At 73.5% G+C, this 24,789-nt stretch carries 20 protein-coding genes; 9 read left to right on the top strand and 11 right to left on the bottom strand.

What is annotated here, in order from left to right; genetic code table 11:
* Positions 1–71: 71 nt before the first annotated feature.
* The 4 genes from AMOR_RS04940 (at position 72) to AMOR_RS04925 (ending at position 3,279) form a co-directional block, all read left to right on the top strand.
* Positions 72–620 (top strand): chalcone isomerase family protein, encoded by a 549-nt coding sequence (locus tag AMOR_RS04940; RefSeq protein ID WP_248359056.1) that lies wholly within the window; start codon positions 72–74, stop codon positions 618–620.
* A gap of 125 nt (positions 621–745) precedes the next feature.
* Positions 746–1,906 carry an acyl-CoA dehydrogenase family protein gene (locus tag AMOR_RS04935; protein ID WP_248359053.1) on the top strand — a complete coding sequence of 387 codons (1,161 nt, stop codon included), beginning with the start codon at positions 746–748 and terminating at the stop codon, positions 1,904–1,906.
* A 9-nt stretch (positions 1,907–1,915) separates the two neighbouring features.
* On the top strand, positions 1,916–2,239 hold the full coding sequence (cutA, locus tag AMOR_RS04930) for a divalent-cation tolerance protein CutA (protein WP_248359051.1): 324 nt from the start codon (positions 1,916–1,918) through the stop codon (positions 2,237–2,239).
* A gap of 35 nt (positions 2,240–2,274) precedes the next feature.
* Positions 2,275–3,279 carry a phosphatase domain-containing protein gene (locus tag AMOR_RS04925; RefSeq protein ID WP_248359049.1) on the top strand — a complete coding sequence of 335 codons (1,005 nt, stop codon included), beginning with the start codon at positions 2,275–2,277 and terminating at the stop codon, positions 3,277–3,279.
* 19 nt (positions 3,280–3,298) lie between these two features.
* Here the strand turns inward: AMOR_RS04925 and AMOR_RS04920 are convergent, their stop codons facing one another.
* The gene (locus AMOR_RS04920; protein WP_248359046.1) at positions 3,299–3,640 is read right to left on the bottom strand and encodes a hypothetical protein; all 342 of its coding nucleotides are present in this window, start codon (positions 3,638–3,640) and stop codon (positions 3,299–3,301) included.
* A 33-nt stretch (positions 3,641–3,673) separates the two neighbouring features.
* On the opposite strand from AMOR_RS04920, the gene AMOR_RS04915 reads away from it, so the two are divergent.
* Both AMOR_RS04915 and AMOR_RS04910 read left to right on the top strand, forming a co-directional pair.
* Positions 3,674–5,176 (top strand): serine/threonine-protein kinase, encoded by a 1,503-nt coding sequence (locus tag AMOR_RS04915; RefSeq protein WP_248359044.1) that lies wholly within the window; start codon positions 3,674–3,676, stop codon positions 5,174–5,176.
* 552 nt (positions 5,177–5,728) lie between these two features.
* The gene (locus AMOR_RS04910; protein WP_248359043.1) at positions 5,729–6,199 is read left to right on the top strand and encodes a hypothetical protein; all 471 of its coding nucleotides are present in this window, start codon (positions 5,729–5,731) and stop codon (positions 6,197–6,199) included.
* Positions 6,200–6,446: 247 nt separating this feature from the next.
* On the opposite strand, the gene AMOR_RS04905 is transcribed toward AMOR_RS04910, so the two are convergent.
* The 4 genes from AMOR_RS04905 to thyX all read right to left on the bottom strand — a co-directional run bounded on the left by AMOR_RS04905 (position 6,447) and on the right by thyX (position 12,806).
* Positions 6,447–7,583, bottom strand: coding sequence for an HD domain-containing phosphohydrolase (locus tag AMOR_RS04905; RefSeq protein WP_248359041.1), 1,137 nt, complete (start codon positions 7,581–7,583; stop codon positions 6,447–6,449).
* A gap of 135 nt (positions 7,584–7,718) precedes the next feature.
* Positions 7,719–9,116: a transcription termination factor Rho gene (gene rho / locus AMOR_RS04900; RefSeq protein ID WP_248359039.1), complete on the bottom strand. Its 1,398-nt coding sequence runs from the start codon at positions 9,114–9,116 to the stop codon at positions 7,719–7,721.
* 306 nt (positions 9,117–9,422) lie between these two features.
* Positions 9,423–11,912 carry a signal peptide peptidase SppA gene (gene sppA / locus AMOR_RS04895; RefSeq protein ID WP_248359036.1) on the bottom strand — a complete coding sequence of 830 codons (2,490 nt, stop codon included), beginning with the start codon at positions 11,910–11,912 and terminating at the stop codon, positions 9,423–9,425.
* Between the two features lie 72 nt (positions 11,913–11,984).
* Positions 11,985–12,806, bottom strand: a complete 822-nt coding sequence (gene thyX / locus AMOR_RS04890; RefSeq protein ID WP_248359033.1) for an FAD-dependent thymidylate synthase — start codon at positions 12,804–12,806, stop codon at positions 11,985–11,987.
* Between the two features lie 80 nt (positions 12,807–12,886).
* On the opposite strand from thyX, the gene AMOR_RS04885 reads away from it, so the two are divergent.
* Positions 12,887–13,375, top strand: coding sequence for an acyl-CoA thioesterase (locus AMOR_RS04885; protein ID WP_248359030.1), 489 nt, complete (start codon positions 12,887–12,889; stop codon positions 13,373–13,375).
* A gap of 117 nt (positions 13,376–13,492) precedes the next feature.
* A complete protein-coding gene (locus AMOR_RS04880; RefSeq protein ID WP_248359027.1) occupies positions 13,493–15,562 on the top strand; it encodes a M13 family metallopeptidase in 2,070 nt (689 codons plus the stop codon).
* 322 nt (positions 15,563–15,884) lie between these two features.
* On the opposite strand, the gene AMOR_RS04875 is transcribed toward AMOR_RS04880, so the two are convergent.
* The 6 genes from AMOR_RS04875 to AMOR_RS04850 form a co-directional block, all read right to left on the bottom strand.
* Positions 15,885–17,030, bottom strand: coding sequence for an HNH endonuclease (locus AMOR_RS04875; RefSeq protein WP_248359024.1), 1,146 nt, complete (start codon positions 17,028–17,030; stop codon positions 15,885–15,887).
* 657 nt (positions 17,031–17,687) lie between these two features.
* Positions 17,688–19,727 (bottom strand): hybrid sensor histidine kinase/response regulator, encoded by a 2,040-nt coding sequence (locus AMOR_RS04870; RefSeq protein ID WP_248359021.1) that lies wholly within the window; start codon positions 19,725–19,727, stop codon positions 17,688–17,690.
* A 79-nt stretch (positions 19,728–19,806) separates the two neighbouring features.
* Positions 19,807–20,292, bottom strand: a complete 486-nt coding sequence (locus AMOR_RS04865) for an FHA domain-containing protein (protein ID WP_248359018.1) — start codon at positions 20,290–20,292, stop codon at positions 19,807–19,809.
* A gap of 121 nt (positions 20,293–20,413) precedes the next feature.
* Positions 20,414–22,126, bottom strand: a complete 1,713-nt coding sequence (locus AMOR_RS04860) for an aldehyde dehydrogenase family protein (RefSeq protein ID WP_248359015.1) — start codon at positions 22,124–22,126, stop codon at positions 20,414–20,416.
* Between the two features lie 126 nt (positions 22,127–22,252).
* Complete coding sequence (locus AMOR_RS04855; protein WP_248359012.1) at positions 22,253–23,107, bottom strand: metallophosphoesterase; 855 nt, start codon at positions 23,105–23,107, stop codon at positions 22,253–22,255.
* 129 nt (positions 23,108–23,236) lie between these two features.
* A complete protein-coding gene (locus AMOR_RS04850; protein WP_248359009.1) occupies positions 23,237–24,166 on the bottom strand; it encodes a DUF1028 domain-containing protein in 930 nt (309 codons plus the stop codon).
* A gap of 95 nt (positions 24,167–24,261) precedes the next feature.
* On the opposite strand from AMOR_RS04850, the gene AMOR_RS04845 reads away from it, so the two are divergent.
* Entirely contained in the window at positions 24,262–24,783 is a 522-nt protein-coding gene (locus tag AMOR_RS04845; protein ID WP_248359006.1) for a peroxiredoxin, read from the top strand.
* Positions 24,784–24,789 lie beyond the last annotated feature (6 nt).

The following is a 24,789-nucleotide window of genomic DNA, read 5'->3' as shown; positions in this document are numbered from 1 at the left end:
GACGGGGCGAGCCGCGCCGCGGCCGCTCGCGCGCGCTACAGTCGTCCCGTCCACCGTCACGAGGAGTCAACATGCGCACCACCGCTGCCGTGCTCGCCGTGGTCCTCTCCGCCGGCCCCGCCCTCGCCCGCGACGTCTCCGGAGTCAAGCTCCCGGACAGCGTGACGGTCGCCGGGCAGGAGCTCCGCCTGAACGGCGCCGGCGTCCGGAAGAAGCTCTGGATCCAGGTCTACGTCGGCGCGCTGTACGTCACCACCGCCTCGTCCGACGGCGAGGCGATCGTCGGCGCGGACGCGCCGAAGCGCGTGCGGATGGTGTTCCTGCGCGACGTGGACCGGAAGTCGATCCTCGGCGCGTTCCACGACGGGTTCGAGGCGAACTCGCGCGCGCAGCTCCCGGAGCTCGAGCGGGGGCTCGAGCGGATCGGGCCCGCGATCGGCGACGTGAAGCGGGGTGGCGAGATCGTGGTGACGTACGTGCCGGGGGAGGGGACCACCGTCACCGGGCCGGCGGGCACCGCGACGGTGGAAGGGAAGGTCTTCGCCGATGCCCTGTTCCGGAACTGGCTCGGGCCGAAGCCCGCCGACGGCGACCTGAAGAAGCGGATGCTCGGCCGGTAGGGTCCGCTCGGCTGGGCACACCCTCGCGGGCACGGTCCAGCGTCCACGGGCCACGGGAGTCGGGCCACGGGCAGGGCCCGCGGGTACGTTGACGGGCACGGAGCAGGCTCTGCCCGGGGTGAACGATGGGTGAGACGCGGAAGACCGGATTCGAGCCGTTCGGCGAGGATCACCAGGCGTTCCGGCGGACGGTCCGGGCCTTCTGCGAGCAGGAGCTCGCCCCGCACGCGAAGGAGTGGGACGACGCCGGCGCGTTCCCGAAGTCGCTCTTCAGGACGTTCGCGGAGCTCGGCCTGTTCGGGATCCGGCACGACCCCGCGTACGGCGGCTCGGGCCTCGACTACTGGTACGTGGTCGCCTACGCCGAGGAGCTGGTCCGGTGCCGGAACTCGGGCCTCATGGCGGGGATGCTCGTCCACGGGGAGATGGCGATCCCGGTGATCGGGGAGATCGGGACCGACGAGCAGAAGCGCGAGTTCCTCGGGCCGGCGATCCGCGGCGAGCGGATCGCGGCGCTCGCCATCTCGGAGCCCGACGCGGGCTCGGACGTGGCCGCCATCCGCACGACGGCGCGTCGCGACGGCGACGACCTCGTCGTGAACGGATCCAAGATGTGGATCACGAACGGCGCCCGCGCCGACTTCCTCACGATGGCGGTGCGCACGGGCGGCCCGGGGCACGAGGGGATCTCGCTGCTCCTCTTCCCCACCGACGTGAAGGGGTTCGCCGTCTCGAAGGTCCTCGAGAAGGTGGGGAACCCCTCGTCGGACACCGCGGTCCTCTACTTCGAGGACTGCCGCGTCCCGGCGCGCTGGCTGCTCGGGGAGGAGAACCAGGGCTTCTACCACGTGATGGCGAACTTCCAGGGCGAGCGCCTCGTCGCCGCGGTCCAGGCGGTCGCCGCGATGCAGCTCATGGTCGACGACGCCATCCGCTACGGCGAGGAGCGGACCGCGTTCGGCCGTCCCATCGTGAAGTTCCAGGCCTGGCGTCACCGGCTCGCCGAGCACCTCACCGCGATCGAGGCCGCGCGGTGGCTCACCTACCGCGCGTGCGACCTGTTCGACCGGGGGGAGCCGGCCGTGAAGGAGATCTCGATGGCGAAGCTCTTCGCCTGCGAGCTCGCGCAGCGCGTCGCCTACGATTGCATGCAGCTCCACGGCGGGATGGGCTACGTCCTCGAGACCGACATCGCCCGGGCCTGGCGCGACATCCGCGTGCTGACCATCGCCGGCGGAACGTCGGAGATCATGAAGGAGATCGTCTCGCGCGCGGCGGGGCTGTAGAAGGACGCCATGGACCCGACCGACGCCCTCGTCGTCCTCGTCACCGCGCCGTCCGCCGACAAGGCGGCGGAGCTCGCGCGCGCCCTCGTCGAGGAGCGGCTCGCCGCCTGCGGGAACGTCGTCCCCGGGCTCCGTTCGATCTACCGCTGGGACGGGAAGGTGCAGGACGACGTGGAGGCGCTCCTGCTGCTCAAGACCACGCGCGCGCGGTTCGAGGCGCTGCGCGAGCGCGTCCTCGCGCTGCACCCGTACCAGGTTCCCGAGGTGCTCGCGATCCCGGTCGCGGCGGGCAGCGCCCCGTACCTCGCGTGGATCGCGGCCGAGACGCGGTGACCCGGACGCGACCGGCGCGGTGCTAGCATCGCAGGATGACCCGCCTCGCCGCCGCCCTCGCCGCCGCGCTCCTCACCGCGGCGCCGTCGCCCGCCGCGCCGCGCGAGGCGCCCGCGCTCCTCGTGCCGCCCGCGCTCGGCCGGACCGACCTGGTCTGGATCTCGGGGCGCGTCCTCGAGGAGGCCCAGGGCCAGCACGGCCCCGCAGCGCTCCGCACCGCGCGCGCCCTCTCCGCGTCGAACCTCGAGGGCGCGGCCGTCGAGGTGACGTTCCTCGGTCGCACCGCGAGGGCGGTCTCCGGGGACGACGGCGAGTTCCTGGTCGCGATCCCGGCCGGCGACGGCCCTCCGTTCCCCGCGGGCGCATCGCCGGTGCAGGTTCGCGCCGGCGGTGCGGGCGCGACCGGCGTCGTGCACGTCGTCGACCCCGCCGCGCCGTTCCTCCTGGTCACCGACTTCGACGACACCGTCGCGGTGACGAACGTGGCCCGCCCCGGCGGTGCCGTGCGGACGACGTTCCTCGAGGACGCGGACACGCAGCCGGCGGTCCCGGGGATGGCCGCGCTCTACCGGTGCCTCGTCGTGCGCCCGGAGGGGACGCCGGCGCCCGCGGTGGCGTTCGTCTCCGGGTCACCGGTGCAGCTCGCGCCGCGGCTCGTGCGCTTCCTCGAGCGGAACGGCTTCCCGCCCGCCGCGCTGTTCCTCCGCAACCTCGGGCCCGGCTCGCTCTCCGGCTACAAGGAGCCGGTCCTGCGGACGCTGCTCGCGCGCTTCCCGCAGAAGCTCGTGCTGATCGGCGACACCGGCGAGCGCGACCCCGAGATCTACGCCGCGCTCGCGCGCGAGTTCCCCGACCGCGTCCTCCGGATCTACCTGCGTCGCGCCACTGCCGGGCCCGACCCCGCCGCGCGCCTCGACGGCGCGCTGCCCTTCTCGGATCCGGCCGTCCCGGCGCGGGATGCCGCCGGGCGAGCGCTCGCCGACCTCGCCTGCGTCGACGCCGCGTTCCCCGGGAAGGGGGCGGCGCCCGGCGCGCCGTGAGCGAGGATCCGTCCGGGCGCTACTTCTTCCGGAAGAGTGCGTCGAGCGCGTCCCGGGGATCGTCCGCCGGCCTCGCCGCCTCGCCGAACAGCGCGGCGAGCGCGTTTCGCGCCGCGTCGGACTTGCCGCGGCGGCGCGAGGCACCGTCGCCGAGCTGGAACAGGTCGCACGCGTTGGAGGCGTCCTTCTCCACGACGTGGTCGGCGTGGGGCTCGCGGCACTGGTGCGCCGCGGACTCGTCGTAGTGCCGGCAGTTCATGCAGGAGTGCAGGTCCGCGTCGCACTGGGGGCACGTGGTCCGGCGCCCGATGGGACCGTCGATGCGGACGATCGCTCCGCACGCATAGCAGCTCGTCGCCATGGGGTTATCATAGCCGGAACGCCCCGGCGCCTCATGCGCGAGCCTCTCTCCTTCGGCCGCTACGTCCTCCTCGATCGCATCGCGGTCGGCGGCATGGCCGAGGTGTACGTCGCGGCGGGGCGCGACGACCCGCCCGGCAAGCTGTACGCGCTCAAGCGGATCCTCCCGACCCTCGCCGAGGACGAGGGCTTCATCACGATGTTCCTCGACGAGGCGCGCCTCGTCGTGCAGCTCGAGCACCCGGCCATCGTGCCCATCCACGAGCTCGGGAAGCACGGCGACGGCTACTACATCGCGATGGACTACGTGCCGGGGAAGGACCTCCGCGCGCTCCTCGACCGGTGCCGCGCCCGGAAGGAGCCGCTGCCGGTGCCGCTCGCGGCCGCGGTGACGGCGCGCGTCGCGGACGCGCTCGACCACGCGCACCGGACGCGCGACGCCCACGGCGAGCCCCTCCGCGTCGTGCACCGCGACGTATCACCGGCGAACGTGCTCCTCGGGTTCGACGGCTCGGTCCGCATCATCGACTTCGGGATCGCCCAGGCGGCGATCCGGACGCGCCGCCAGGACACCGTGCTGCGGGGGAAGTTCGGGTACATGAGCCCGGAGATGGTCCGCGGGCTGCCGGTGGACCGGCGGTCGGACGTCTTCGCCCTCGGCGCCGTGCTGCACGAGATGCTCACCGGCGAGCGGCTCTTCACCGGCAGCTCCGAGCTGGCGGTGCTCGAGGCGGTGCGGAGCGCGGCGGTGCGGCCGCCCTCCGAGCGGCGACGGGACGTGCCCGCCCGGCTCGACGACGTGGTCCTCCGCGCGCTCGCGCGGGAGCCGGAGGACCGGTGGGCCTGGGCGGGCGAGCTCCGCGACGCCCTCCGCCCGTTCGCGAGCGGCGGCGATCCGCCCGCGCTCGCGCGCCTCATGGCGCGATCCTTCCCCGCCGACCTCCGGCGCGAGCTGGACCGGCTCGACCGGCTCCGCGTCGAGCCGCTCCCGCCCGTGCCGCCGACGCCCGAGGCCACGCAGGTGCTCGATCTGCACGCGCTGCCGCCGCCCGAGGCGGTGCCGCTGCTCCGCCCGCCGCCTCCGCCGCCGCGCGCGCGGCCGGCCCAGGCGCCCACCGGCGCGAGCGCCCCGCCACCCTTCCGCCTGCCCCGGCAGCCGTCCGCGCCGGAGCCGCCGCCGCCGCGACCCGCGGGCCTGACCGCCTTCGCGTTCGTCGCCGCCCTCGTCGCGGTCGCGGCGATCCTCGTGGCGGGCACCGGCCCGGCGCGCCCGCCCGCGCCGGCCGCCGCGCTCCCGCGTGGGGCCGGGCCGCCGGCGACGGGGATGCTGCGCGTCCAGCCCAGGGCCGCCTCGACCCTGGTCCTCGACGGCGCGCCGGTCCTGCCTCCGCTCGGGGGCGGAGAGACGCGCGAGCTCGCGGTGCCGGTGGGCGAGCACCGGATCGAGCTCCGGACCGAGGACGGCCGGCGCGCCGGCGCGACCGTGCAGGTCGGCCCGGGCGAGGTGTCGGAGCTGCTGGGCGTCGAGCTGCAGTAGGCGGCGCTCTCATGATTCATCACAAGCCGAACGAGAACCGGCGCCTTGCGCCCAGCCGGTCTTGATCGGTGAAAGTGAAGGAGGGCTGAGAAGGGGGCCGGCCGAGGCGGGTCCGCGGTGGGGAAACGTCGACCGCGTGGATCGGCTACCAAGAAGCCTGCGTCGCAATGACGGCGAGCTCCCGGCGCGAGACGCGGATGCGGGCGCGTTCGGGGGAACCCAACCGATCGCGTCGTGCGGTTGACACGTCCCCGGCGCTCTCGCGGATCGGGCGTCGCGCCCGCGCGAGAGCGCCGCTCTCGCAGCGCTCCACGCGCGCGGAGCGGCGCGAGCGGCGTTCGAACCCCGGCGCGACGCAGCGCGCTGATTCTCGCGCCAGCGGGTGCCTGGTCTACTTTGTTACCTATGTGCCTGGGTTGAACCGCCTGCGTCATTGCGCCCGGTTCGCCGGCAGAACTCGTCGATGCCAAAGTGGCCGCACGGACCGTGAATGCCCCGATTTCCCGGAGGGAGCCGCCGACCTTCGAGCCGCTCACCGCCGAACTCCGCCGGATGCACCTCACCGTCGCGAAGCGGTTCGAGGCGAAGGTTGCCGAGGCCAGGGACGCGCTCTCTTACTCGCATCCGGGGGCGAGCACCGAGGAGATCCTCGAGGTCGCGCTCGACCTCCTCCTCGACCGGGCCAAGAAGCGGAAGGGCCTGGTCGAGAAGCCGCGGCGCGAGAAGCGGCCGTCGAGACCGGACCACATCCCGGCGGAGGTGAAGCGGGCGGTGTGGGTGCGGGACGGCGGCTGCTGCCGGTGGGCTCTCGAGAACGGCGGCGTCTGCGGCTCGCGCCACCGTCTCGCCGCCGAGCGCCTTCGGCTGGATGTGGTCGTACTGCCAACTTGCTCGCCGCACGGAAAATCTTCGGCGATGCATGGATGGACAGGTACGCGCCGGCCCGCAAGGCCACCGCGGCGACGGGGCGCCGCGACGCCGGCTCGGCGGGTGCGCGCTCCGAAGTTCCCGCCGCGGCCCTGACCGGGCCGACGTGACCGTCGGGCGCGACGGAGCGCCTCCCGAAGCCTCCGGCTGGCCGGACCCCATCGCCGCCGTCGCGACGCAGGCTTCTTGGTGGCCGATCCCCGCGGCGACGTCTCGCCCCTGCGGCCACGCCCCGGCCGTCCCCCTTCTTCTAGAGCCCCTTCCCCGCTCGTCAACACAGACGAGGCGTCCCTGCGGCGACGGTCGCGGTGGTCCGAGATGTGATGAATCGTCAGAGACGGCGCTACGCGCGCAGCGCGGTCTCGAGCGCGCCGAGCAGCTCGTCCGCCGCGGGCGGGTTCTCGGCCAGATCCGCGGACAGGACCGCGACCGTCTCCACGTCGAGCCGGATCCGCTCCCAGTCCTCCGCCGGCACCGCCAGGAACGCGTCGACGATCCGCGGGTCGAACTGCGTCCCGCGGCAGCGCAGGATCTCGTCGCGCGCGTCCTGGAACGGCCGCGACTTCCGGTACGGCCGGTCGCTCGTGATCGCGTCGAGGGTGTCGACGATGTGGAAGATGCGGGCGCCGACGACGATCTCCTCGGTCTTCAGCCCGGCCGGGTAGCCGCCGCCGTCCCACTTCTCCTGGTGCTGCAGCACGATGGCCGAGGCCGGGCGGAGGTAGTCGACGCGCTGGAGGAGCGCCCACCCGAGCTCGGGGTGCCGCTTCATCTCCGTCCACTCGTCGGTGGTGAGGGGGCCGGGCTTGAGCAGCACGCGGTCGCGCACGCCGATCTTCCCGATGTCGTGCAGGAGCGCGCCGTGCTCGATCACCGTCAGCTCCGGCTCCTGGATGCCGAGCTGGAGCGCGAGCCGCCGCGCGTAGAGGGAGACGCGCCGCGAGTGCCATTGGGTCTCCGCGTCGCGGTAGTCGAGCGCGGCGATGAGGCCCTCGAGAAGGGCCTGCGTCCGCTGCCGGACCATCTCCTCGAGCCGCAGGTTGATCTCGCGGAGCTGCCCGTTCTGCCGCTGCACCTCGGCGGTGAGCCGCTCGTTCTCGCGGCGGAGCCGGGCTGCCTCGGCCGCCTGGTTCACGGTCGCGAGCAGCTCCTGCTGGTGCCACGGCTTCGAGATGATGCGGAACACCTCGCCGGCGTTCACGGCCTGCAGGGCGACGCGGAAGTCCTCCGCCGCGGTGCACAGGATCCGGACCGCGCCGGGGAACCGCGCGCGCGCCGCCTTGAGGAAGGTGACGCCGTCCATCCCCGGCATCATGTAGTCGGAGATGATCACGACCGGGGCGTCGGACTCGATGGCGTTGAGCGCGTCGTCCGTGCCCGCGTAGCAGCGGGGCTCGAACCCTGCTGCCTCGAGGATGCGGGCGAGCGCCTTCAGGATGAGCTCGTCGTCGTCGACGATCAGCACCCGTTCGGCGGACATGGCGGGAGTAGAGCAGGCGGACGCGGTCGGTGCAAGGCGAAGGTCCATCGCCGCGCAATCTAGGATCTGCGCGCGGCGACCGCATGCTCCCTCGCCGCGGGTTCCACGCCCGAGATGTCGGCGCCCCAGGGGTCGCTAGAAACTCTGCAGGAACTCCTCGTTCGAGTCGAACTCGGAGAGCTTCTTCAGGAGCCGCTCCATCGCCTCGACCGGCTTCAGCGAGGCGAGGGCGCCGCGAAGACGGCGGACCTTCTCGATCTCCTTCACCGAGAAGAGCTTCTCCTCCTTGCGGGTGCCGGAGGCGCCGATGTCGATCGCAGGGAAGATCCGGCGCTCGGCGAGCTGGCGAGAGAGCACCACCTCCATGTTGCCGGTGCCCTTGAACTCCTCGAAGATCACCTCGTCCATCCGGGACCCGGTGTCGATGAGCGCGGTCGCGATGATGGTGAGCGAGCCGCCCTCCTCCGCCTTGCGCGCCGAGCCGAACAGCCGCTTCGGACGCTCGAGCGCGCGCGAGTCGACGCCGCCCGTCAGCGTGCGGCCGGAGGACTCGACCTCCTTGTTGTACGCGCGGGAGAGCCGGGTGATGGAGTCGAGCAGGATCACGACATCCTTGCCGCCCTCGACGAGCCGCTTCGAGCGCTCGAGCGCCATCTCCGCGACGTGGATGTGCTCCTCGGTCGGGCGATCGTTCGACGACCCGATCACCTCGCCCTTGATGTTCCGCTTCATGTCCGTGACCTCCTCGGGCCGCTCGTCCACGAGCAACACGGTGAGGTGCACGTCCGGGCGGTTCGCGATGATGGCCTGGGCGATCCGCTGCAGCATGATGGTCTTGCCGGCCTTCGGCGGAGAGGTGATCAGGCCGCGGGCGCCGAGCCCGATGGGGGAGATGAGGTCGAGGACGCGCCCGATCATCTCGTCGGAGCTCGTCTGCATCACGAGCCGCTCGGTGGGATCGGTCGCGGTGAGGTTGTGGAAGTGGGTGCGGCGCGCGACGGCGATGGGATCCGTGCCCTCGACCGTGTCGATGCGGCTCATGACCCGCTTCATGTTCCGGACCGCCGCGAGCCCCTTCACGAGCATGCCCGGCTGGAGGTGGGTCCGGTCGATCATCCAGCGCGGGACCTCGACGTCGAACGGCTGGGGGAGGTAGCTCCGCTTCGGATCGCGAAGGTACCCGTTGCCCTTCCCCTCGAACTGGAGGACGCCCTCGACCTCCTCGGTCACCTCGGGCTGCGCCGCGGCCTGTGGCTGACCCTGCGGCGCCGGGGCACCATTCTGCCCCTGGGTCGGCGCGACCTGGCCGTTCGGCCCGACGGCCGCGGGTCCGCCCGCGGCTCCCGGCTGACCACCCCGACCGCGGCGACCGCGACGCCGCCGGCGCCGCCGTCCTCCGCCCTGGCCTGGAGCGCCGCCCGCCTGGCCGTTCTGGCCCTGCGCGTCGGCGCCGTCCGGCGCCGTGCTCTGCGCCTGGGTGGTCTGCGGGGCCCCGCCCTCACCCGGGGTCGGGGTCTGCTCGTTCTCGCTCATGCTGTCGTTGCTCCGGCCGCGGGACGGTGCTTCGCCCCCCTGCGGTCCTTCATCGCGTCTGGAACGGCGCTCGCCCGCGGAAAGACGATTGTGCGATCCGCGAACCGCCTGCCCCCCGGACCCGTCGCTGGCGCGCCGCGCGCTCATCGCGCGGCCTCACTGCATCGCTGCCAGGGGTCGGTCGACCGGGGGTCGGTCCCCCCGCCGCCTCGAAACCTACGTCGTTCTCGGAGGGGAGACAACCGAATGCATAGCAAAAAAGATTCGGGAGCGAAAGCCTCGATACGGCCTTCTCGGGTCCCTCGGTCACGGGGGCGTCACGGGGATCCAGTCGAGCGGCAGCGCGACGACCGGCCCGATCTCGCAGAGCACCGCGAGGGCCGACAGCTCCGGCACCGCCGCGAGCGCGCGCGCGAGCGGGTGGACGTCGAGCACCTGGGCGAGGGCGGCGGTCGACATCTGTGCAAGGACACCGCGGTCGCCGTCGTCGGCGCGGATCTCCACCCACTCGCTCCGGCCGAGCAGCGCACGGTCGCGCGCGAGGCCGATGGCGTCCGTGAGCGAGCCCATCGCGTCCACGAGCCGCCGGTCCAGCGCCTGCCGACCGGTCCAGACCCGGCCGCCCGCCACCTTCTCCACCTCGGCGCGGCCGAGCTTCCGTCCCTCCGCCACGCGGTCGAGGAACGTCGTGTAGAACGCCTGGATCTGGCGCTCGAGGACCGCCCGCTCGGATGCGCTCCACGGGCGCGCGAGGGACGTGAGCTCGGCGTTCTCGCCGCGGGTGAAGGAGGTGCGGTGCACCGAGATCTTCCCGAGCAGGCCGGAGAGGTCCGGCTTCGCCGCGAAGACGCCGATCGAGCCGGTGAGCGTCGAGGGTTCCGCGATGATCGTGTCGGCGCCGACCGCGATGAAGTACCCGCCGCTCGCCGCCACGTCGCCGAGGGAAGCGATGACCGGCTTCCCCTTCCGGCGCGCGCGCACGACCTCGCGCCAGATGAGGTCCGAGGCGAGCCCGTCACCGCCGGGCGACTCGATCCGGAGCACGATCGCCTTCACCCGCGCGTCGTCCGCGGCGCGCGCGATCTGGCCGCGGATGCTGTCGGCGCCCGCGATCGCGTCCTGGCCGAGGGGCGAGCGGGTCCTGCCCTGCGCGATGACGCCCTCGATGCGGATCACCTGCACGACCGGCGGCAGCCCCCACCGCTGCGCCGTGCGCTCGGGCTCGGGCCGGTACCGGCCGCCCTGCTTCACATGCCTGCCGGCGGTCCGCCGGACCCACTCCTCGAGCTCGTCCTGCCAGAAGACCGCGTCGAGGAGGCCCACGTCACGGGCCTCCTCCGACGTGAAGAGGCCCTGGTCGACCAGGGCGCGGACCCGCTCCGGCGAGAGCTTCCGGGCCGTGCCGACGTCGGCGACGATCCGGCCGAACACGTCGTCGAGCAGCGCGTTCGTCGCCTCCCGCGCCTCGGGGGACGGCTCGGTGCGGACGAGCGGCTCGGTGGCGCTCTTGTAGGCGCCGGCCTTCACGACGTCGAACGTCACGCCCAGCCGGGCGAGGGCGTCCTTCAGGTAGAGCTGCGAGGTGCCGATCCCGTTCACGAAGAGCGGCGCGCCGGGCGGCGCCACGATGGTCGTGGCGGCCGTCGCGAGCCAGTAGGCCCGGGTCCCGCCGCCCGTGAGGTACGCGACGACCGGCTTCCGCGCCGCGATGCGCGCCACGACCGCCCGGAGCTCCTCGACGCGCCCGGAGCCCACGGGCACGTCGTCGATGCGGATCACGAGGGCGGCGAGGTCTCCGTCGTCGCGAGCGCGCTCGAGGCGCCGGAGCAGCGTGCCGTACGGATCGCTCGGGCCGATGTCCAGGAAGAGGGTGCGATGGCGGCGGAGCTCCTCGTCGAGGTCGATCGTCGGCGCATCGTCGCCGGACGGCGCGGCGCGGTATCGCTCCGAGGAGACGCGCACGCCGGTGAGCCAGCCGGTCTGGTCACCGACGGCGGACGTGCCGCCGATGACCCCCGAATGCGGGGCGTTCCAGGAGACGGCGAGGAGGCCGGTCACGTCGCCCGCGGGGCCGGGCAGGCTCCGGAGTGGCACCTGCACCTGGACGCCCACCGCGACGCCGAAGGGGGTCTCCGCCGCCGCGCCGAAGGCGAGGTGGGTCGAGCGGAAGTCGCCTCGCGTCTGGTCGTCGGCGAGGAGATCCGCGGAGAGCGTCAGGCCGTCGTCCCAGAAGCGCGTCGCGAGCCCGAGATCGTAGCGGACCGGGATGCCGGGCCCGGCGTCGCGGTCGAGCATGGCCGCGCCGATGGAGAGCGCGCGCAGCGGCCGGACGGTGAGCCCGAGGTCCCACCCGCCGACGTGCTCGAGGGTCGGGTCGGGCGAGGTCACCCACGTCCACGCGGCGCCGGCGGACACCGCCCGCCCGTCGCCGAGGGTGACCCCGAGGCGCGTCCGGCGGTACCGCGCCGCGTCCTCGCCGGGCCGCATCCACTCCTCGGAGAACCCGATCCCGAGCGGTCCGAGGCGGTTCGCGACGTACACGCCGTCCGCGGCGGACTGGGGGGTGACGTCGCCCTCGTGGAAGTAGTGCAGCGTGAGGCCGTCGACGAAGCCGATGGCCGCCGGCGTCGTCGCGAGCCCGGTGGGCTCCTCGACGGCGGCGACGCCGAACGCCGGGAGCGCGATCCCCGCCGGTCGCCCGGCGGCGCGGTCGGTGGCGGCCTGGACCTGCGCGCGGGCGGCGGGCGCTGCGGCGAGGAGGACGGCCGCCGCGGCGGCGTTCACGAAGCGTGTCATGTGGGGCTCCCGCGCGGGATTCTACGCGGGAGCGGCGCCGCCCGGGTCGGTCCGGGCGGGACGTGCGTGCGGTCACCCGTCGCTGCCGGCGTCCTCCACGGCGCGGAGGTGCTCCTCGCCGAGCGGCACGAGGTTCCCGGACCGATACTCGCGAAAGACCTCCAGGATCTGCTCCTTGTGCGGCCGGACCTTGCCGAGCGGGCACTTCTCCCACTCCTTGCGCGGCTCGTCGCAGTACCCGGTGCGCTTGTCGCCGCACTTCGGCTGGAGGTACCCGCCGATCTCCGGGATCGCCTTCATCACCTCCCGGCGCATGAGCGCGACCATGTGACGGATCTCCCACTGCGCGCGCCAGCAGAGCCGGAGGTCGGCGATGTGCAGGAGCTCCGTGAAGTTCACCATGATCTGGAAGTTCGTCGGGGTCGCGTTCGGCAGCACGAACCGGGCGTCCTCGGCCGGGATACCCTTCGCGAGCGCGTCCTCGTAGACCCGCGTGATCTCCCGCATGAGCCGGTCGTACTCCTCGGCCATCCCGGGGGTCTTCTCCCAGGTCTTGGGCATCACGTAGTCGAGCCGCTCCTCCTTGTACTTCACGTACCGCTGCGACTGCTGCTCGAACGAGATGCCGATCCGGTGCCGCACGAACTGGTGGGAGAGGGCGCGCGACACGCCGGAGATGCCGAACCAGAAGACCACCTGCTCGAGCGGCGAGGCGTGGCCGGTTTTGAGCCGCTCGCCGATGAACTCCCGGATCGCGTCGGGCGAGATCTTTCCCGAGCCGATCTCGCCCCAGACCTCGCCGGGCGTCTTGGGCGTGTAGCAGGTGCGATAGGCGCCGTAGAGCTTCTGCAGCGGATCGCGGGCGTAGTCGATGAGCGTGACTTCGAGCGGCATGGGGGCTCCAGAGGACGATGTTATACGACGCGCCTGTCACGGGCGCTGCCGGGCCCGCGGGCCCGTGCTAGGAAGCCTCCATGACCGACGCCGAAGCCAAGCCCGCCGCAGCCTCGCACGTCGACGTCACGCACCTCGTCATGCCGAGCGACGCGAACATGCTCGGGACGGCGTTCGGCGGGATGGTGATGCAGTGGACCGACCTCGCCGCCTCGATGGCCGCGATGCGCCACGCGCGCCTGCCGGTGGTGACCGCCTCGATCGATCAGCTCTCGTTCCTCGCGCCCATCCGGATCGGCCAGATGGCGATCCTCTCGGCGCAGGTGAACGCGGTGTTCGGCACCTCGATGGAGGTCGGCGTAGAGGTCGTCTCGGAGGACCCGCGGACCGGCGAGCGGCGCAAGTGCTGCGACGCGTTCCTCACGTTCGTCGGCCTCGGCCCGGACGGCCGGCCCACGCGGGTCGCGCCGCTCGCCCTCGCGACCGACGCGGAGCGCCGCCGGGACAGGGAGGCGCGGGCTCGCCGGGCCGCGCGGCTGTCGCTCCGGGACGCGCTCCGGGCGCCTTGACGGTGGGTCGTCCGGCACCGCGCCGGCGCTCCGGTTTTCCTTGAGCGGTGCCGGGGGGCGCGCCATATTGCGCGCGGTTTTCGGGCGCCGGAGCGCCCGTCCTCGGAGGAGGCTTCCGTGCGTCGCACCCTCTTCGCCGCGCCCGCCGCGCTCGCGGCCCTCACCCTCGCGCTCGCCGCGTGCAAGACCGCGCCCAAGAAGCCGGACCACGACGCGCCGCTGCCGCCCATCGATCCGACGGCGCTCGATCGCTCGACCTCGCCGTGCGAGGACTTCTACCAGTACGCCTGCGGCGGCTGGATCGCCCGGACCGAGATCCCGCCCGATCGCTCCTCCTGGAGCCGCGGGTTCGCCGAGCTCACCGAGCGCAACGCGCGCCAGCTCCGGCGGATCCTCGACGCGGCCGGGGCCGCGAAGACGCCGCCCCCCGAGCCGTTCGCGAAGAAGGTCGGCGACTACTGGGCGTCCTGCATGGACGAGGCGACGATCGAGGCGCGCGGGCTCGCCGACCTCCAGGGCGAGTGGGCGCGGATCGACGCGATCCAGGATCGCCCGGTGCTCGCCGACGAGGTCGCGCGGCTCGAGGCGGCCGGGCTCGACGTTCCGTTCAACCTCACCTCGGGCCAGGACGCCAAGGACGCCACCCAGGTGATCCTGCTCGTCTACCAGGGCGGGCTCACGCTCCCCGACCGCGACTACTACCTCACCGACGGTGGCAAGAACGTCGAGATCCGGCAGCGCTACGCGGAACACCTGCGGAAGATGTTCGCGCTCGCCGGCCTGCCGCCCGCCGAGGTGGAGGCGAACGCGAGCGCCGTGGCGCAGGTCGAGAAGGCCCTCGCGGAGACGCACTGGACCCGGACCGAGATGCGCGATCCGTCGCGGCTCTACAACCGCGTCGACCGGGCCGGGCTCGAGAAGCTCGCGCCGGCGTTCCCGTGGGCGCGGCTCTTCGATGGGCTGGGCCGGCCGGACCTCCGGGCGGTGAGCGTCACGACCCCGCGGTTCGTCGAGAAGGTCGGCGCGATGTTCGAGAGCGCGCCGCTCGAGAGCTGGAAGGCGTACCTCCGGTGGCGGCTCCTCACCACGATGGCGAAGGCGCGGGCGCTGCCGCGCGCGTTCGTGGACGAGTCGTTCCGGTTCACGAGCGCCTCCTTCTCCGGCGCGAAGGCGCTCCGGCCGCGCTGGAAGCTCTGCGTGGACGCGACCGACGACGCGCTCGGGTTCGCGCTCGGCGAGATCTACGTCAAGCAGCACTTCGGCGCGGACGGCAAGGAGCGGACCATCACGATGGTGAGCGAGATCGAGCGGTCGATGAGCGACGACCTCGGCGCCATCGGGTGGATGGACCGGGCGACGCGCGCGAAGGCCCTCGCGAAGCTCGGGAAGGTCGCGAACAAGATCGGCTACCCGGAGAAGGAGCGCGACTACTCCTCCATGACGGTGAAGCGCGAGTCGTACTTCCGGAACGTCCTCTCCGCCGGGCGCTTCGAGACCGCGCGCCAGCTCGCGAAGGTCGGGAAGCCCCTCGATCGTACCGAGTGGCTGATGAGCCCGCCGACGGTGAACGCGTACTACGAGCCCTCGCTCAACGAGATGGCGTTCCCTGCGGGCATCCTCCAGCCGCCCTTCTTCAACAAGGCGGCGCCCGAGCCGGTGAACTACGGGGCGATCGGGATGGTGGTCGGCCACGAGCTGACGCACGGGTTCGACGACGAGGGCCGGCAGTACGACGGCGACGGCAACCTGCGGGACTGGTGGACGCCCCCGGTGTCGAAGGCGTTCGACGACCGCGCCCGGTGCGTCGCGGACCAGTTCTCCGGGTACGAGGTCCTGCCGGGCGTGAAGGTGGACGGGAAGCTCACCCTCGGCGAGAACATCGCGGACCTCGGCGGCCTCAAGCTCGCCTTCGCCGCCATGCAGGCGGCCCGGCGCACCGCGCCGGAGGGCGAGAAGGTCGAGGGGTTCACGCCCGAGCAGCAGTTCTTCGTGGGCTACGCCCAGTCCTGGTGCTCGAAGTTCCGTGACGAGGAGACGCGCCTCCGCGTGGTGACGGATCCGCACTCGCCGCCCAGGTTCCGGGTGAACGGCCCGCTGTCGAACCTGCCCGAGTTCCAGGCGGCGTTCTCCTGCAAGGAGGGGAACGCGATGGTGCGGCCGGAGGGGAAGCGCTGCGAGGTGTGGTGATCGGCAACGATCGCCAGGCAGTCACGCCCGTCGCGCCCGTGCCCGTGCCCGTGCCCGTGGGCGTGCCCGAGTTTCTCCGTGCCCGTGACCCCGGTCCCGGACGATTCATCACATCTCGGACCACCGCGACCGTCGCCGCAGGGACGCCGCGTCTGTGTTGGCGAGCGGGGAAGGGGCTCTAGAAGAAGGGGGACGGCCGGGGCGTGGCCGCAGGGGCGAGACGTCGCCGCGGGGATCGGCCACCAAGAAGCCCGCGTCGCGACGACGGCGATGGGGTCCGGCCAGCCGGAGGCTTCGGGAGGCGCTCCGCCGCGCCCGACGGTCACGTCGGCCCGGTCAGGGCCGCGGCGGGAACTTCGGAGCGCGCACCCGCCGAGTCGGCGTCGCGGCGCCCCATCGCCGCGGTGGCCTTGCGGGCCGGCGCGTACCTGTCCATCCATGCATCGCCGAAGATTTTCCGTGCGGCGAGCAAGTTGTGCCGAGCGCAGAGGAGGCGAACGTTGTCGATCGTCGACTTCCCGCCGAGCGCCTTCGGCTGGATGTGGTCGTACTGGAGACGGTGGCGCGAGCCGCAGACGCCGCCGTTCTCGAGAGCCCACCGGCAGCAGCCGCCGTCCCGCACCCACACCGCCCGCTTCACCTCCGCCGGGATGTGGTCCGGTCTCGACGGCCGCTTCTCGCGCCGCGGCTTCTCGACCAGGCCCTTCCGCTTCTCGGCCCGGTCGAGCAGGAGATCGAGCGCGGCCTCGAGGATCACCTCGGTGCTCGCCCCCGGGTGCGAGTGAGAGAGCGCGTCCCCGGCGTCGGCAACCTTAGCCTCGAACCGCTTCGTGACGGTGAGGTGCATCCGACGGAGGTCGGCGGTGAGCGGCTCGAAGGTCGGCGGCGTCGTTCGGGAAATCGGGGCGTTCACGGTCCGTGTGGCCACTTTGGCATCGACGAGTTCTGCCGGCGAACCGGGCGCAATGACACAGGCGGTCGCCGGCGCGCCGAGCTCGAGCACTGCGGCGGGTTCGGGGTCGCGCACTGGTGGCGCCGCGGCCGCGACGCGAACAGTCGTCACGACCTCCCGGCGCGGAGGCCGCTCCACCGGCTTCAGCTCAGCGACGACCGACCGCGCCTCCTGCTTCGAGAGGTGGAGGAACCGGGGGATCACCTCGTACCGGTTCTCCGGCGTGAGCACCTGGGCGAGCTCACCGACGGTGGAGAGGCACAGCTTGCCGTCCTCGAGCGGCTCGACCAGCTCGGGGAAGCGCTGGATGAGCTCGGCGGCGGTCTTCCGGTAGAAGGCCGCGCTCTTCGACAGCCCGAGCTCCCGGTTCAGGTAGGTGAAGAGACTGGGGTACCCGAGCTCGGCCCATAGCCGCTTCGCGTCGAAGTCGGCGAGGGCGACGAGGAAGGCCGCCATCGCGTGGTGCTCGCGGCGGAGGAGCTCGGAGAGGCGGATCGAGGAGTCGCGGGCGTTCATGCGGGCATCGTCTCACGCGAATTCTCACCCTCCGGAAACGCTCGGATTCGGGCGCTGGCGCGAGAATCAGCGCGCTGCGTCGCCCCGGGGTTCGGACGCCGCTCGCGCCGCCTCACGCGCGTGGAGCGCTGCGAGCGCGGCGTTCTCGCGCGGGCGCGGCGCGCGAACCGCGCGACCGCCGAGGAAGCGTCAACCGCTCGATCCGATCAGTTGGGTTCCTCCGAAAGCGCCCGCGCCTCCCGCGCTCCGCCGCGACCTCTGTGGTCGCTGCGACGCAGGCTTCTTGGAGGCCGATCCACGCGGTCGACGTTTCCCCACCGCGGACCCGCCTCGGCCGTCCACCTTCTTCTCAGCCCGATCCCGCTTCGACGACCGACCACCCGACGCCCGCGCGGTCACGGACGCCGACGCGCTCGGCTCGCGTGGGATCTGATGAATCATGAGCCCCGGTCCCGTGGCCCCTGGGCCGTGAACCATCTTCAGCCGACCCCCGACCCCGACCCCGACGCCGACGCCAAATTGGATCGTGAATCGGGCACGGGGAGCGGGCCAGGGTCCACGGGCCACGGGAGGCGGGTCGCGGGCACGAGCGCCCGGGCACGGTCACGGGCACGGTCACGGGAACGGAGGACGTTCCCGTCACGGGAGCGTTTCCGTCTACCGGAGCGCCTCCCGGATCCGCGCCCCCAGCTCCGCCGGCGTGTAGGGCTTCTGCAGGAACAGCGTCCCGTCCTCGAGTGGACCGCCGGGCAGCAGCTCGGAGTACCCGGAGGCGAGCAGGACCCGGACCTCCGGCCGGATCGCGCGGACGCGGCGGGCGACCTCGCGGCCGTCCATGTGCGGCAGCACCATGTCCGTGACGAGCAGGTCGATGCGCCCGGGGTGCCCGACGGCGATCGCGATCGCCTCCGCGCCGTCGCGCGCCGCGAGCACCCGGTAGCCGAGGGCGCCGAGCGCGCGCTGCGCGAGCGCCCGGACGCGGTCCTCGTCCTCCACGAACAGCAGCGTGGCGTCCCCGCGCGGCGCCTGCGCGGGACTCCGCGCCGCCTCGTCCGCGGGATCGCCGTCGTGGCCTGGGAGCAGGATCACCGCCGTCGTCCCGCGGCCGGGCTCGCTCTCGAGCCAGATCGCGCCGCCCGCCTGCGCGACGATGCCGTGACAGGTCGCGAGGCCGAGGCCGGTCCCGCGGTCGGGCCCCTTCGTGGTGAAGAACGGCTCGAACGCCCGGGCGAGCGTGGCGCCGTCCATCCCCGCCCCGGAGTCGCGCACCCGGATCGCCACGTGCGGGCCGGCGGCGATGAGCCGGCCCCGCGCCTCCTCCGCGGTCACCTCGACGAGCGCCGTCGAGACCGACAGGAAGCCGCCGCCCGGCATCGCGTCCCGCGCGTTCACCGCGAGGTTCACGAGCACCTGCTCGAGCTGGCCCGGGTCCATCCGCACGCGGCCGTCCGGCGCGCCGAGCCGGACCTCGAGCTGGACGTCCTCGCCGAGGAGGCGCGTGAGCAGGCGGCCGAGGTCGCCGACGAGCCGGTCGAGCTCGAGCACGCGCGGGCGCGTGACCTGCCGGCGCGCGAAGGCGAGGAGCTGCCGCGTGAGCGCCGTCGCGCGCTCCGCGGCCTCGCGGATCGGGATCACCAGCTCGAGCGCCTCCGCGTCGCCCGCGAGGTGTCCCTCGGCGAGCTCCGTGAAGCTGCGGATCACCGTGAGGAGGTTGTTGAAGTCGTGCGCCACGCCGCCGGCGAGCCGCCCCAGCCCCTCCATCTTCTGGGCGTGCAGCAGCCCGTCCTCGAGCTTCCGCCGCTCCGTCACGTCCGCGATCACGCCGGAGATCCGGGTCGATCCGTCCGGCCGCCGCGTCACGCGCCCGCGCTGGTGGATCCAGCGCTCCGGTCCGCCGCCGGCCGCGACGCGGTACTCGACGTCGATGCCGTTCTTCCGTCCGGAGATCGCGTCGCCCGCGCATGAGATGACGAGCTCGCGGTCGTCGGGGTGCACCGTCGCGACGAGGTCCTCGAGCCTGCCCCCGAACGATCCGGGCGCGAGGCCCAGCACCGCGGCGGCGCCATCGGACCAGCGCGCCTGCTCCTTCGCCGGGTCCCAGTCGAACGTGGCCATGCCGGCCGCCTCGAGCGCGAACCGGAGCATGTCGTCGCTCTCGCGGAGCCGCTCCTCGCTGCGGATCCGGGAGAGCTCGGTCGCCGCCCGCGCCGCGAACACGCGGAGCACCGCCTGCGGATCGAGCGACTCGTCGAGCGGCGCGTCGTGCAGGACCACGAGGATGCCGAGCACCGCCCCGTCGGGCGCGAGCAGCGGCGCGCCCATGTACGCCTCGATGCCGAGGCGGGCGAGCCCGGCGTCGTAGGGGAAGGCGTGCGCGGCGCCGCGCGGGTAGTACGCGAGGGAGCTGGAGACGAGGACGTTCTCGCAGGGCGTGCCGGCGAGGTCGTAGACGAAGTTGTCCCCGAGCGTGCCGTCCCACGCGACGGCGAGCGTGCGCGCGCGCACCGGGGTCACGCCCGGCAGGAGCTCGCCGGCGAACGCGTGCCGGACCCGGAGCGCGCGGGCGAGGTTCACCACGAGCGCATCGAAGAACGCCCGCCCGGTCGAGGTGGTGGCCTCGACGATCGCGCGGAGCGCGTCGAGGCTGCGCCGCGACCCCTCGGCGGATGCGGGCGTCTGCACGTCGAGGATGCGCACGGGCTCACTGTGCCACCCGGGCGGGTGGGGCAGCAATCCAGAGTTGCGATGACGAGGTGGGCGGGTGGCCCACCCGCGATCAGCGGGCGCCCTTCAGCCGGAGGTACAGCCCGGCGGCGTCGTAGAAGGTGAGCCGGACCGCGCCGGCCTGCACCGCCGTCCCGGCCTCGAGGACGGCCGGCGCCGCGCCCATCCGGACGCCGCCGACCCGCGTCCCGTTCGACGAGCCGAGGTCTCGCACCGTCCAGCGCCCCGCCGCGTCGCGCACGAACGCGAGGTGCGAGCGCGAGAGCGTCGCGTCATCGATGACGACGTCGTTGTCCGAGGCGCGCCCGAGCCGGACCTCGGCGCGGCCGGGCCGGGGCGCGAGCAGGATCGCCAGCGACTCGCCGGACTCCCACGCGACCCGGAGGTCGTCGGCGTGCAGCGTCTCCTTCATCGGCGTCGGCGGGCGCCACGGCCCCGCCTCCCAGACGATCCACTCACCGGGGCGCTCGCGCGCGAACGCCTCGACTCCGGTGCCGGCGTGCTGCCGGCGCAGCCACGAGACGAGATAGCTCTTCAAGATGGCTCCCCCCCGGGCGCGGCCCGACGGCGCCGCCTCGGCCATCGAAGCAAACCGGGGGGGGCGAGTCAAAGGGGCGGCCCGCCGACTCGGGCGGTGCGGCCTGAGCCGGGGGACGAGGCTAACCCTGGACGGCGGCGGCGACGATGCCCGGGACGTGGCGCCAGCTGCCGGTCGTCTCGAGCAACGTGAGCCGGCGCCCGAGGACGTGCGCCGTCCGGTGGCTCGGGAAGAACGGCGGCTTCGGGAACGTCCGCGCCGGATGCCGCAGGACGCACTTCTCCACGCGCTCGAGCATGAGCGTGTTGTGGACGAAGCCGCCGCGGCCGCTCTGCACGTCCGTGAGCGTCGCGCCGGGGTAGGCGCCCCAGGGCGTGGTGCCGAACGCGAAGCCGTACCCCGCCCAGCAGTTCACCGCGACGGTGCCGTACCGGAGCGCCCGGATCGCCCGCTCCACCGCCGGGCCCGTGACCGGATCCGCGAGCGTCCGCGGGTGCACGACGAGCTGCGCGGACAGCGTGCCCCAGATTCGCTCGTTCGCGAACGCGGCCGCGCGCTCGAGGAACTCCACCGGATCGTCGGACGCGAGCGACGTCTCGGAGACGATGGCGCAGAAGGGCTCGGTCGTGAACGCCGGGTCCTTCGACTCCGGGTCGAGCCCGGTCACGAGCGTCCACGGGAGCGTCCCCTCGACCCCGCCGACGCGCCGGATCGCCGCGCGTCCGTCGGTGAGGGCGCGGTACCGGTCGAGCGCGCCGGGGTACCAGGCCTTCCGCGTCGGCACGAGCGCCATGAAGTGCTCGATCGCGGCGAGGAACGCGTCGCGGTGCCGCCAGCCGCGCGCGGTGACGAGGAGCTTCGCCGCGTTGCAGTTGAACGAGGCGTTGTGGGTGACCATGCCGGCGACGCTCTCGGCCTGGAAGCGGAGCGTGCCCGCGTCCCAGGGCCCCGGCACGACGAGCACCGGCGACACGTTCCCGAGCTCGCTCGTGATCTCCTTCTGGAGGATGGGCTTGTTGCGCGCCATCCGCTCGGCGCGCTCCGGCCCCGGCGGGCCCCAGACGATGTTGTCGTGCGTCGCGTCCGAGCCGGTGATGTGCACCTCGTCGACCGCGGCGTGGTAGGCGAGGTAGCTGCCCTCCGCGGCGCCGCCGTAGACCACGGAGAGCACGCCCTTCTCGATCGCCTCCGCGAACGCCTCCTCGAGGAGGGGGCCGAGGTAGGCGTTCACGGGATTCATCTTGAGCAGGCAGACCTTGCCCTCGACGAAGAGCTTGGTCGCGACGTCCGCCGGCGGGATGGCGTTGATGTTCCCGGCGCCGAGGACGAGGCAGACCCTCCCGTCGTGATCCGGCGCCTTGTAGAACCGCGCGCGCGACTCGTTCAGCGTGCGCTCGTCGACGCCCGCCTCCAGGTGGACGTCGGCGCGAACGCCCATGAACAGGAGCGCGTCGAGCCGGCTCGCCGGGAAGACGCGAGCGGAGAGGCGCCCGTCGATCGTCTCGCCCGTGGGACCGACCGGCGTGTTGCCGTTGCGCCCGAGGAGCGTGAGCGAGTGGACGAGCTGCCGGAGGATGCGGGCGGTCACGTAGGGGCCGCTGAGCCACTCCTCGCCGGCCTGCGGGACGTCCAGCGCGATCCCCTTCGCCGCGCAGGCCGCCTCGACGGAGCGCTGGGCGATGCGCGCGACGCCCCGGAGCATGGCGCGGGCGAGCGCGACCCGCTCCGGGATGGGCGCGCGCGCCCAGCGGGGCGCCGCGTCATGGAGGCGCGCGAGCGCCTCGTCCAGGTGACGCTGATCCGTCGAGGTGGGTGCGGGCGCGGTGGCGGGCATCAGAGCCTCCCTCTTGCACGACAAAGGGTAGGCGAGTCGCGGCCCTGCGCACCCGGTCTCGTGGGGGGGGAGGCGGCTCGCCGGCGCCCTCGCGCCGGAGACGCCCGCGCGCGGCGCCCCGTCGCGCTAGGCGGCGCGGCGCTCGACGCTGCGGAGGGTGGCGAGCGTCACCTCCGGCGGCGAGTTGATGCGGGTGCGGATCCCGGACATCCCGATCCCGCGGTTCACGTACAGCGACACGTCGCCGACGCGGTAACGTCCGCGCACGTAGGGCTCGTGCACGACGAGGTGCAGGAACAGGGGCGTGATGATGGGCAGGTTGATCTGCCCGCCGTGCGTGTGGCCGGACAGGCACAGGAGCGGGCGCCCGAGGCCGCGCAGGGTGTCCGCGCTGCGCGGCGCGTGGGCGAGTACCAGGGGGGCGGCCGCAGGCGGCAGCCCGCGCACGGCGCGCGCGACGTCCTCGTGCTTCGTGAGCCGGTCGCCGACGCCGACGATCGGGAGGGGCGCTCCGCGGAGCCGGACGGTGGTCCAGGCGTTCTCGAGCACCTCGTAGCCGTGGCCGCGGAGCGCATCCGCAGCGCCGTCGGGGTCGGTCCACACGTCGTGGTTGCCGAGCACCGCGACCGTCGGCGCGACGAGCCCGCCGAGCTGCTCCTGCATCGCGAGCACCTCGCGCGGGTTGTGACAGAGGTAGTCGCCGGTGAGGACGACGAGATCGGGGTGGAACGCGTTCGCCTCCTCGATGGCGGCGCGGATCACCTCGGGCGGCGTACGCGGCCCGACGTGCAGGTCGGAGAGCTGGGCGACCTTGAGGCCGTCGTGGGCGGGGTCGAGGCCCGGCACGTCGAAGGTGACGTGCTCGGGGACGGGCATCGGCCGCTCCGCCTCCGCGGTGGCCGGGAGCGCCCCGATCGCGCCCGCGGCGCCCGCGAGCGCGGCGCCCCTCAGGAAGCTCCTGCGTCCGAAGCGGCTGCTCATTTCACCCCTTCCGTTCCGCCCTGCGGGCGGACCCACCTGGATCCTGCAACGCATGGGCCCGCGGGGCGATTCCAGGTCGGGGGCTCCGCCCGCTCGGCCGCGCATGCGGGTGTGGCGCCGGCGGCCGCGTCAGCGCGCCCCTGCCTTGCGGCGGTCGATCGGCGCCCCGGCCGCGGCGACCTTCCGCAGGTGCTCGAGGACGAGGGCGTCGATGGTCCCGTCCTTCCGGATGCGCGTCTCGAGGTTCTCCCAGCCCTGGAAGTCCTCCAGCGCCTGCTGGCTGGCCGGCGACCAGGCCGCGCCCGGCGCGACCTTCAGGAACCCGAGCCGGGCGAGATCCGCCTCGACCTCGCGGGCGACCGGTCCCTGGAGCGGGACCGTCCGCGTCGTCTCGCCGAAGTAGAACTGGTGCACGTCGCGATAGAGCCGGGTCAGCTCGGCGATCGGTCGCGGGTGATCGTCGACCCGCAGGTCGACCCAGACGTCGCCCGCGCCGCCGTAGCCGCCGCCCGGCTTCACGACGAGCAGCGCCGCGCTCTCCATGCCGCGACGGTCTCCGCCCGCGGCCTGGCCGGCCGCGAGCGCGGCGAGGAGCCGCTCCGCGAGCGGGACGCCGCGGTCGCGCGCCTCCTCGTAGGCCCGCGCCATCGCCTCGAGGGTGGCGCGCCCGACGAGGATGTTCCCCTGCACCGCGTACCCGTCCCCCGCGATCCCGCTCGCGTGGTCGAAGCACCGCTTCCCGGTGAACGTCGCGGCGCGACCCTTCGCGTCGACGAGCCCGATCTGCCGATCGTCGGCCTGCGGGTCCGCGGCGACGAGCCGCCGCACCACCTCGTCCGGCGCGAGCCCCTGGGCGAGGAGCTTCAGCGCCTCGTCGCGCCAGGTCACGTTCGCGAGGGCCTGCGTCGCGACGCCTCCGACGCCGGCGCGCGCGGCCGGCACGATGGCTCCGACCGCGGGGAACTTCGACTGGACCGCGACGCCGATCTGCCCGGTGGCAGGATCCGCCGCGACGATGCTGAAGGTGCCGAGGGCGAGGGCGAGGAGGGCGCTGGTCATGGTGTGTTCCACGTTGACGCCGCGGCGGCGGTGCCCTTAATCGATGGGCGGTACGACAATCGATGGGCGGTACGACGCGGCGAGGGAGGTCCTCCGTGCTGAGCATCCTCGACAGGGCGCCGGACTTCAAGGCGGCGGCGGTTCGCGGCAGGGGGGAGCGGACCGAGGTCGCGCTCGCGGATCACGCCGGGCGCTGGCTGGTGATCTTCTTCTACCCGAAGGACTTCACCCTCGTCTGCCCGACGGAGATCACGGAGCTGTCGAAGCGGCGGCGCGAGCTCGCAGACCTCGGCGCGGACGTCGTCGCGATCTCGACGGACGACGTCGAGACGCACGGACGGTGGATCGCGGAGAAGCTCGGGGAGGTCGCCTTCCCGCTCGCCGCGGATCCCGACCGGCGCATCGCCCGTGCGTACGGCGCGCTGCTCGAGCGCGAGGGGATCGCGGCGCGCGCCACGTTCCTCGTCGATCCGGCGGGCGTCGTGCGGTACGCCGCCGTGCACGACCTCGCGGTCGGCCGGTCCGTCTCGGAGATCCTGCGGGTGCTGGAGGCGCTGCGAACGGGAGAGAAGGCGCCCGCGGAGTGGACGCCGGGGACACCCACGCTCGGCCGGTGAAGGCCG

The sequence above is a fragment of the Anaeromyxobacter oryzae genome, assembly GCF_023169945.1.
Classification (GTDB): Bacteria; Myxococcota; Myxococcia; order Myxococcales; family Anaeromyxobacteraceae; genus Anaeromyxobacter; species Anaeromyxobacter oryzae.
Note: the sequence above shows the minus strand (reverse complement) of the source record. Positions and strands in the feature narration are given on the sequence as shown.

Coding starts and splice junctions, on each gene's coding strand:
- AMOR_RS04940 (WP_248359056.1), top strand. CDS start 72: ATGCGCACCACCGCTGCCGTGCTCGCCGTGGTCCTCTCCGCCGGCCCC.
- AMOR_RS04935 (WP_248359053.1), top strand. CDS start 746: ATGGGTGAGACGCGGAAGACCGGATTCGAGCCGTTCGGCGAGGATCAC.
- cutA (WP_248359051.1), top strand. CDS start 1,916: ATGGACCCGACCGACGCCCTCGTCGTCCTCGTCACCGCGCCGTCCGCC.
- AMOR_RS04925 (WP_248359049.1), top strand. CDS start 2,275: ATGACCCGCCTCGCCGCCGCCCTCGCCGCCGCGCTCCTCACCGCGGCG.
- AMOR_RS04920 (WP_248359046.1), bottom strand. CDS start 3,640: ATGGCGACGAGCTGCTATGCGTGCGGAGCGATCGTCCGCATCGACGGT.
- AMOR_RS04915 (WP_248359044.1), top strand. CDS start 3,674: ATGCGCGAGCCTCTCTCCTTCGGCCGCTACGTCCTCCTCGATCGCATC.
- AMOR_RS04910 (WP_248359043.1), top strand. CDS start 5,729: ATGCACCTCACCGTCGCGAAGCGGTTCGAGGCGAAGGTTGCCGAGGCC.
- AMOR_RS04905 (WP_248359041.1), bottom strand. CDS start 7,583: ATGTCCGCCGAACGGGTGCTGATCGTCGACGACGACGAGCTCATCCTG.
- rho (WP_248359039.1), bottom strand. CDS start 9,116: ATGAGCGAGAACGAGCAGACCCCGACCCCGGGTGAGGGCGGGGCCCCG.
- sppA (WP_248359036.1), bottom strand. CDS start 11,912: ATGACACGCTTCGTGAACGCCGCCGCGGCGGCCGTCCTCCTCGCCGCA.
- thyX (WP_248359033.1), bottom strand. CDS start 12,806: ATGCCGCTCGAAGTCACGCTCATCGACTACGCCCGCGATCCGCTGCAG.
- AMOR_RS04885 (WP_248359030.1), top strand. CDS start 12,887: ATGACCGACGCCGAAGCCAAGCCCGCCGCAGCCTCGCACGTCGACGTC.
- AMOR_RS04875 (WP_248359024.1), bottom strand. CDS start 17,030: ATGAACGCCCGCGACTCCTCGATCCGCCTCTCCGAGCTCCTCCGCCGC.
- AMOR_RS04860 (WP_248359015.1), bottom strand. CDS start 22,126: ATGCCCGCCACCGCGCCCGCACCCACCTCGACGGATCAGCGTCACCTG.
- AMOR_RS04855 (WP_248359012.1), bottom strand. CDS start 23,107: ATGAGCAGCCGCTTCGGACGCAGGAGCTTCCTGAGGGGCGCCGCGCTC.
- AMOR_RS04850 (WP_248359009.1), bottom strand. CDS start 24,166: ATGACCAGCGCCCTCCTCGCCCTCGCCCTCGGCACCTTCAGCATCGTC.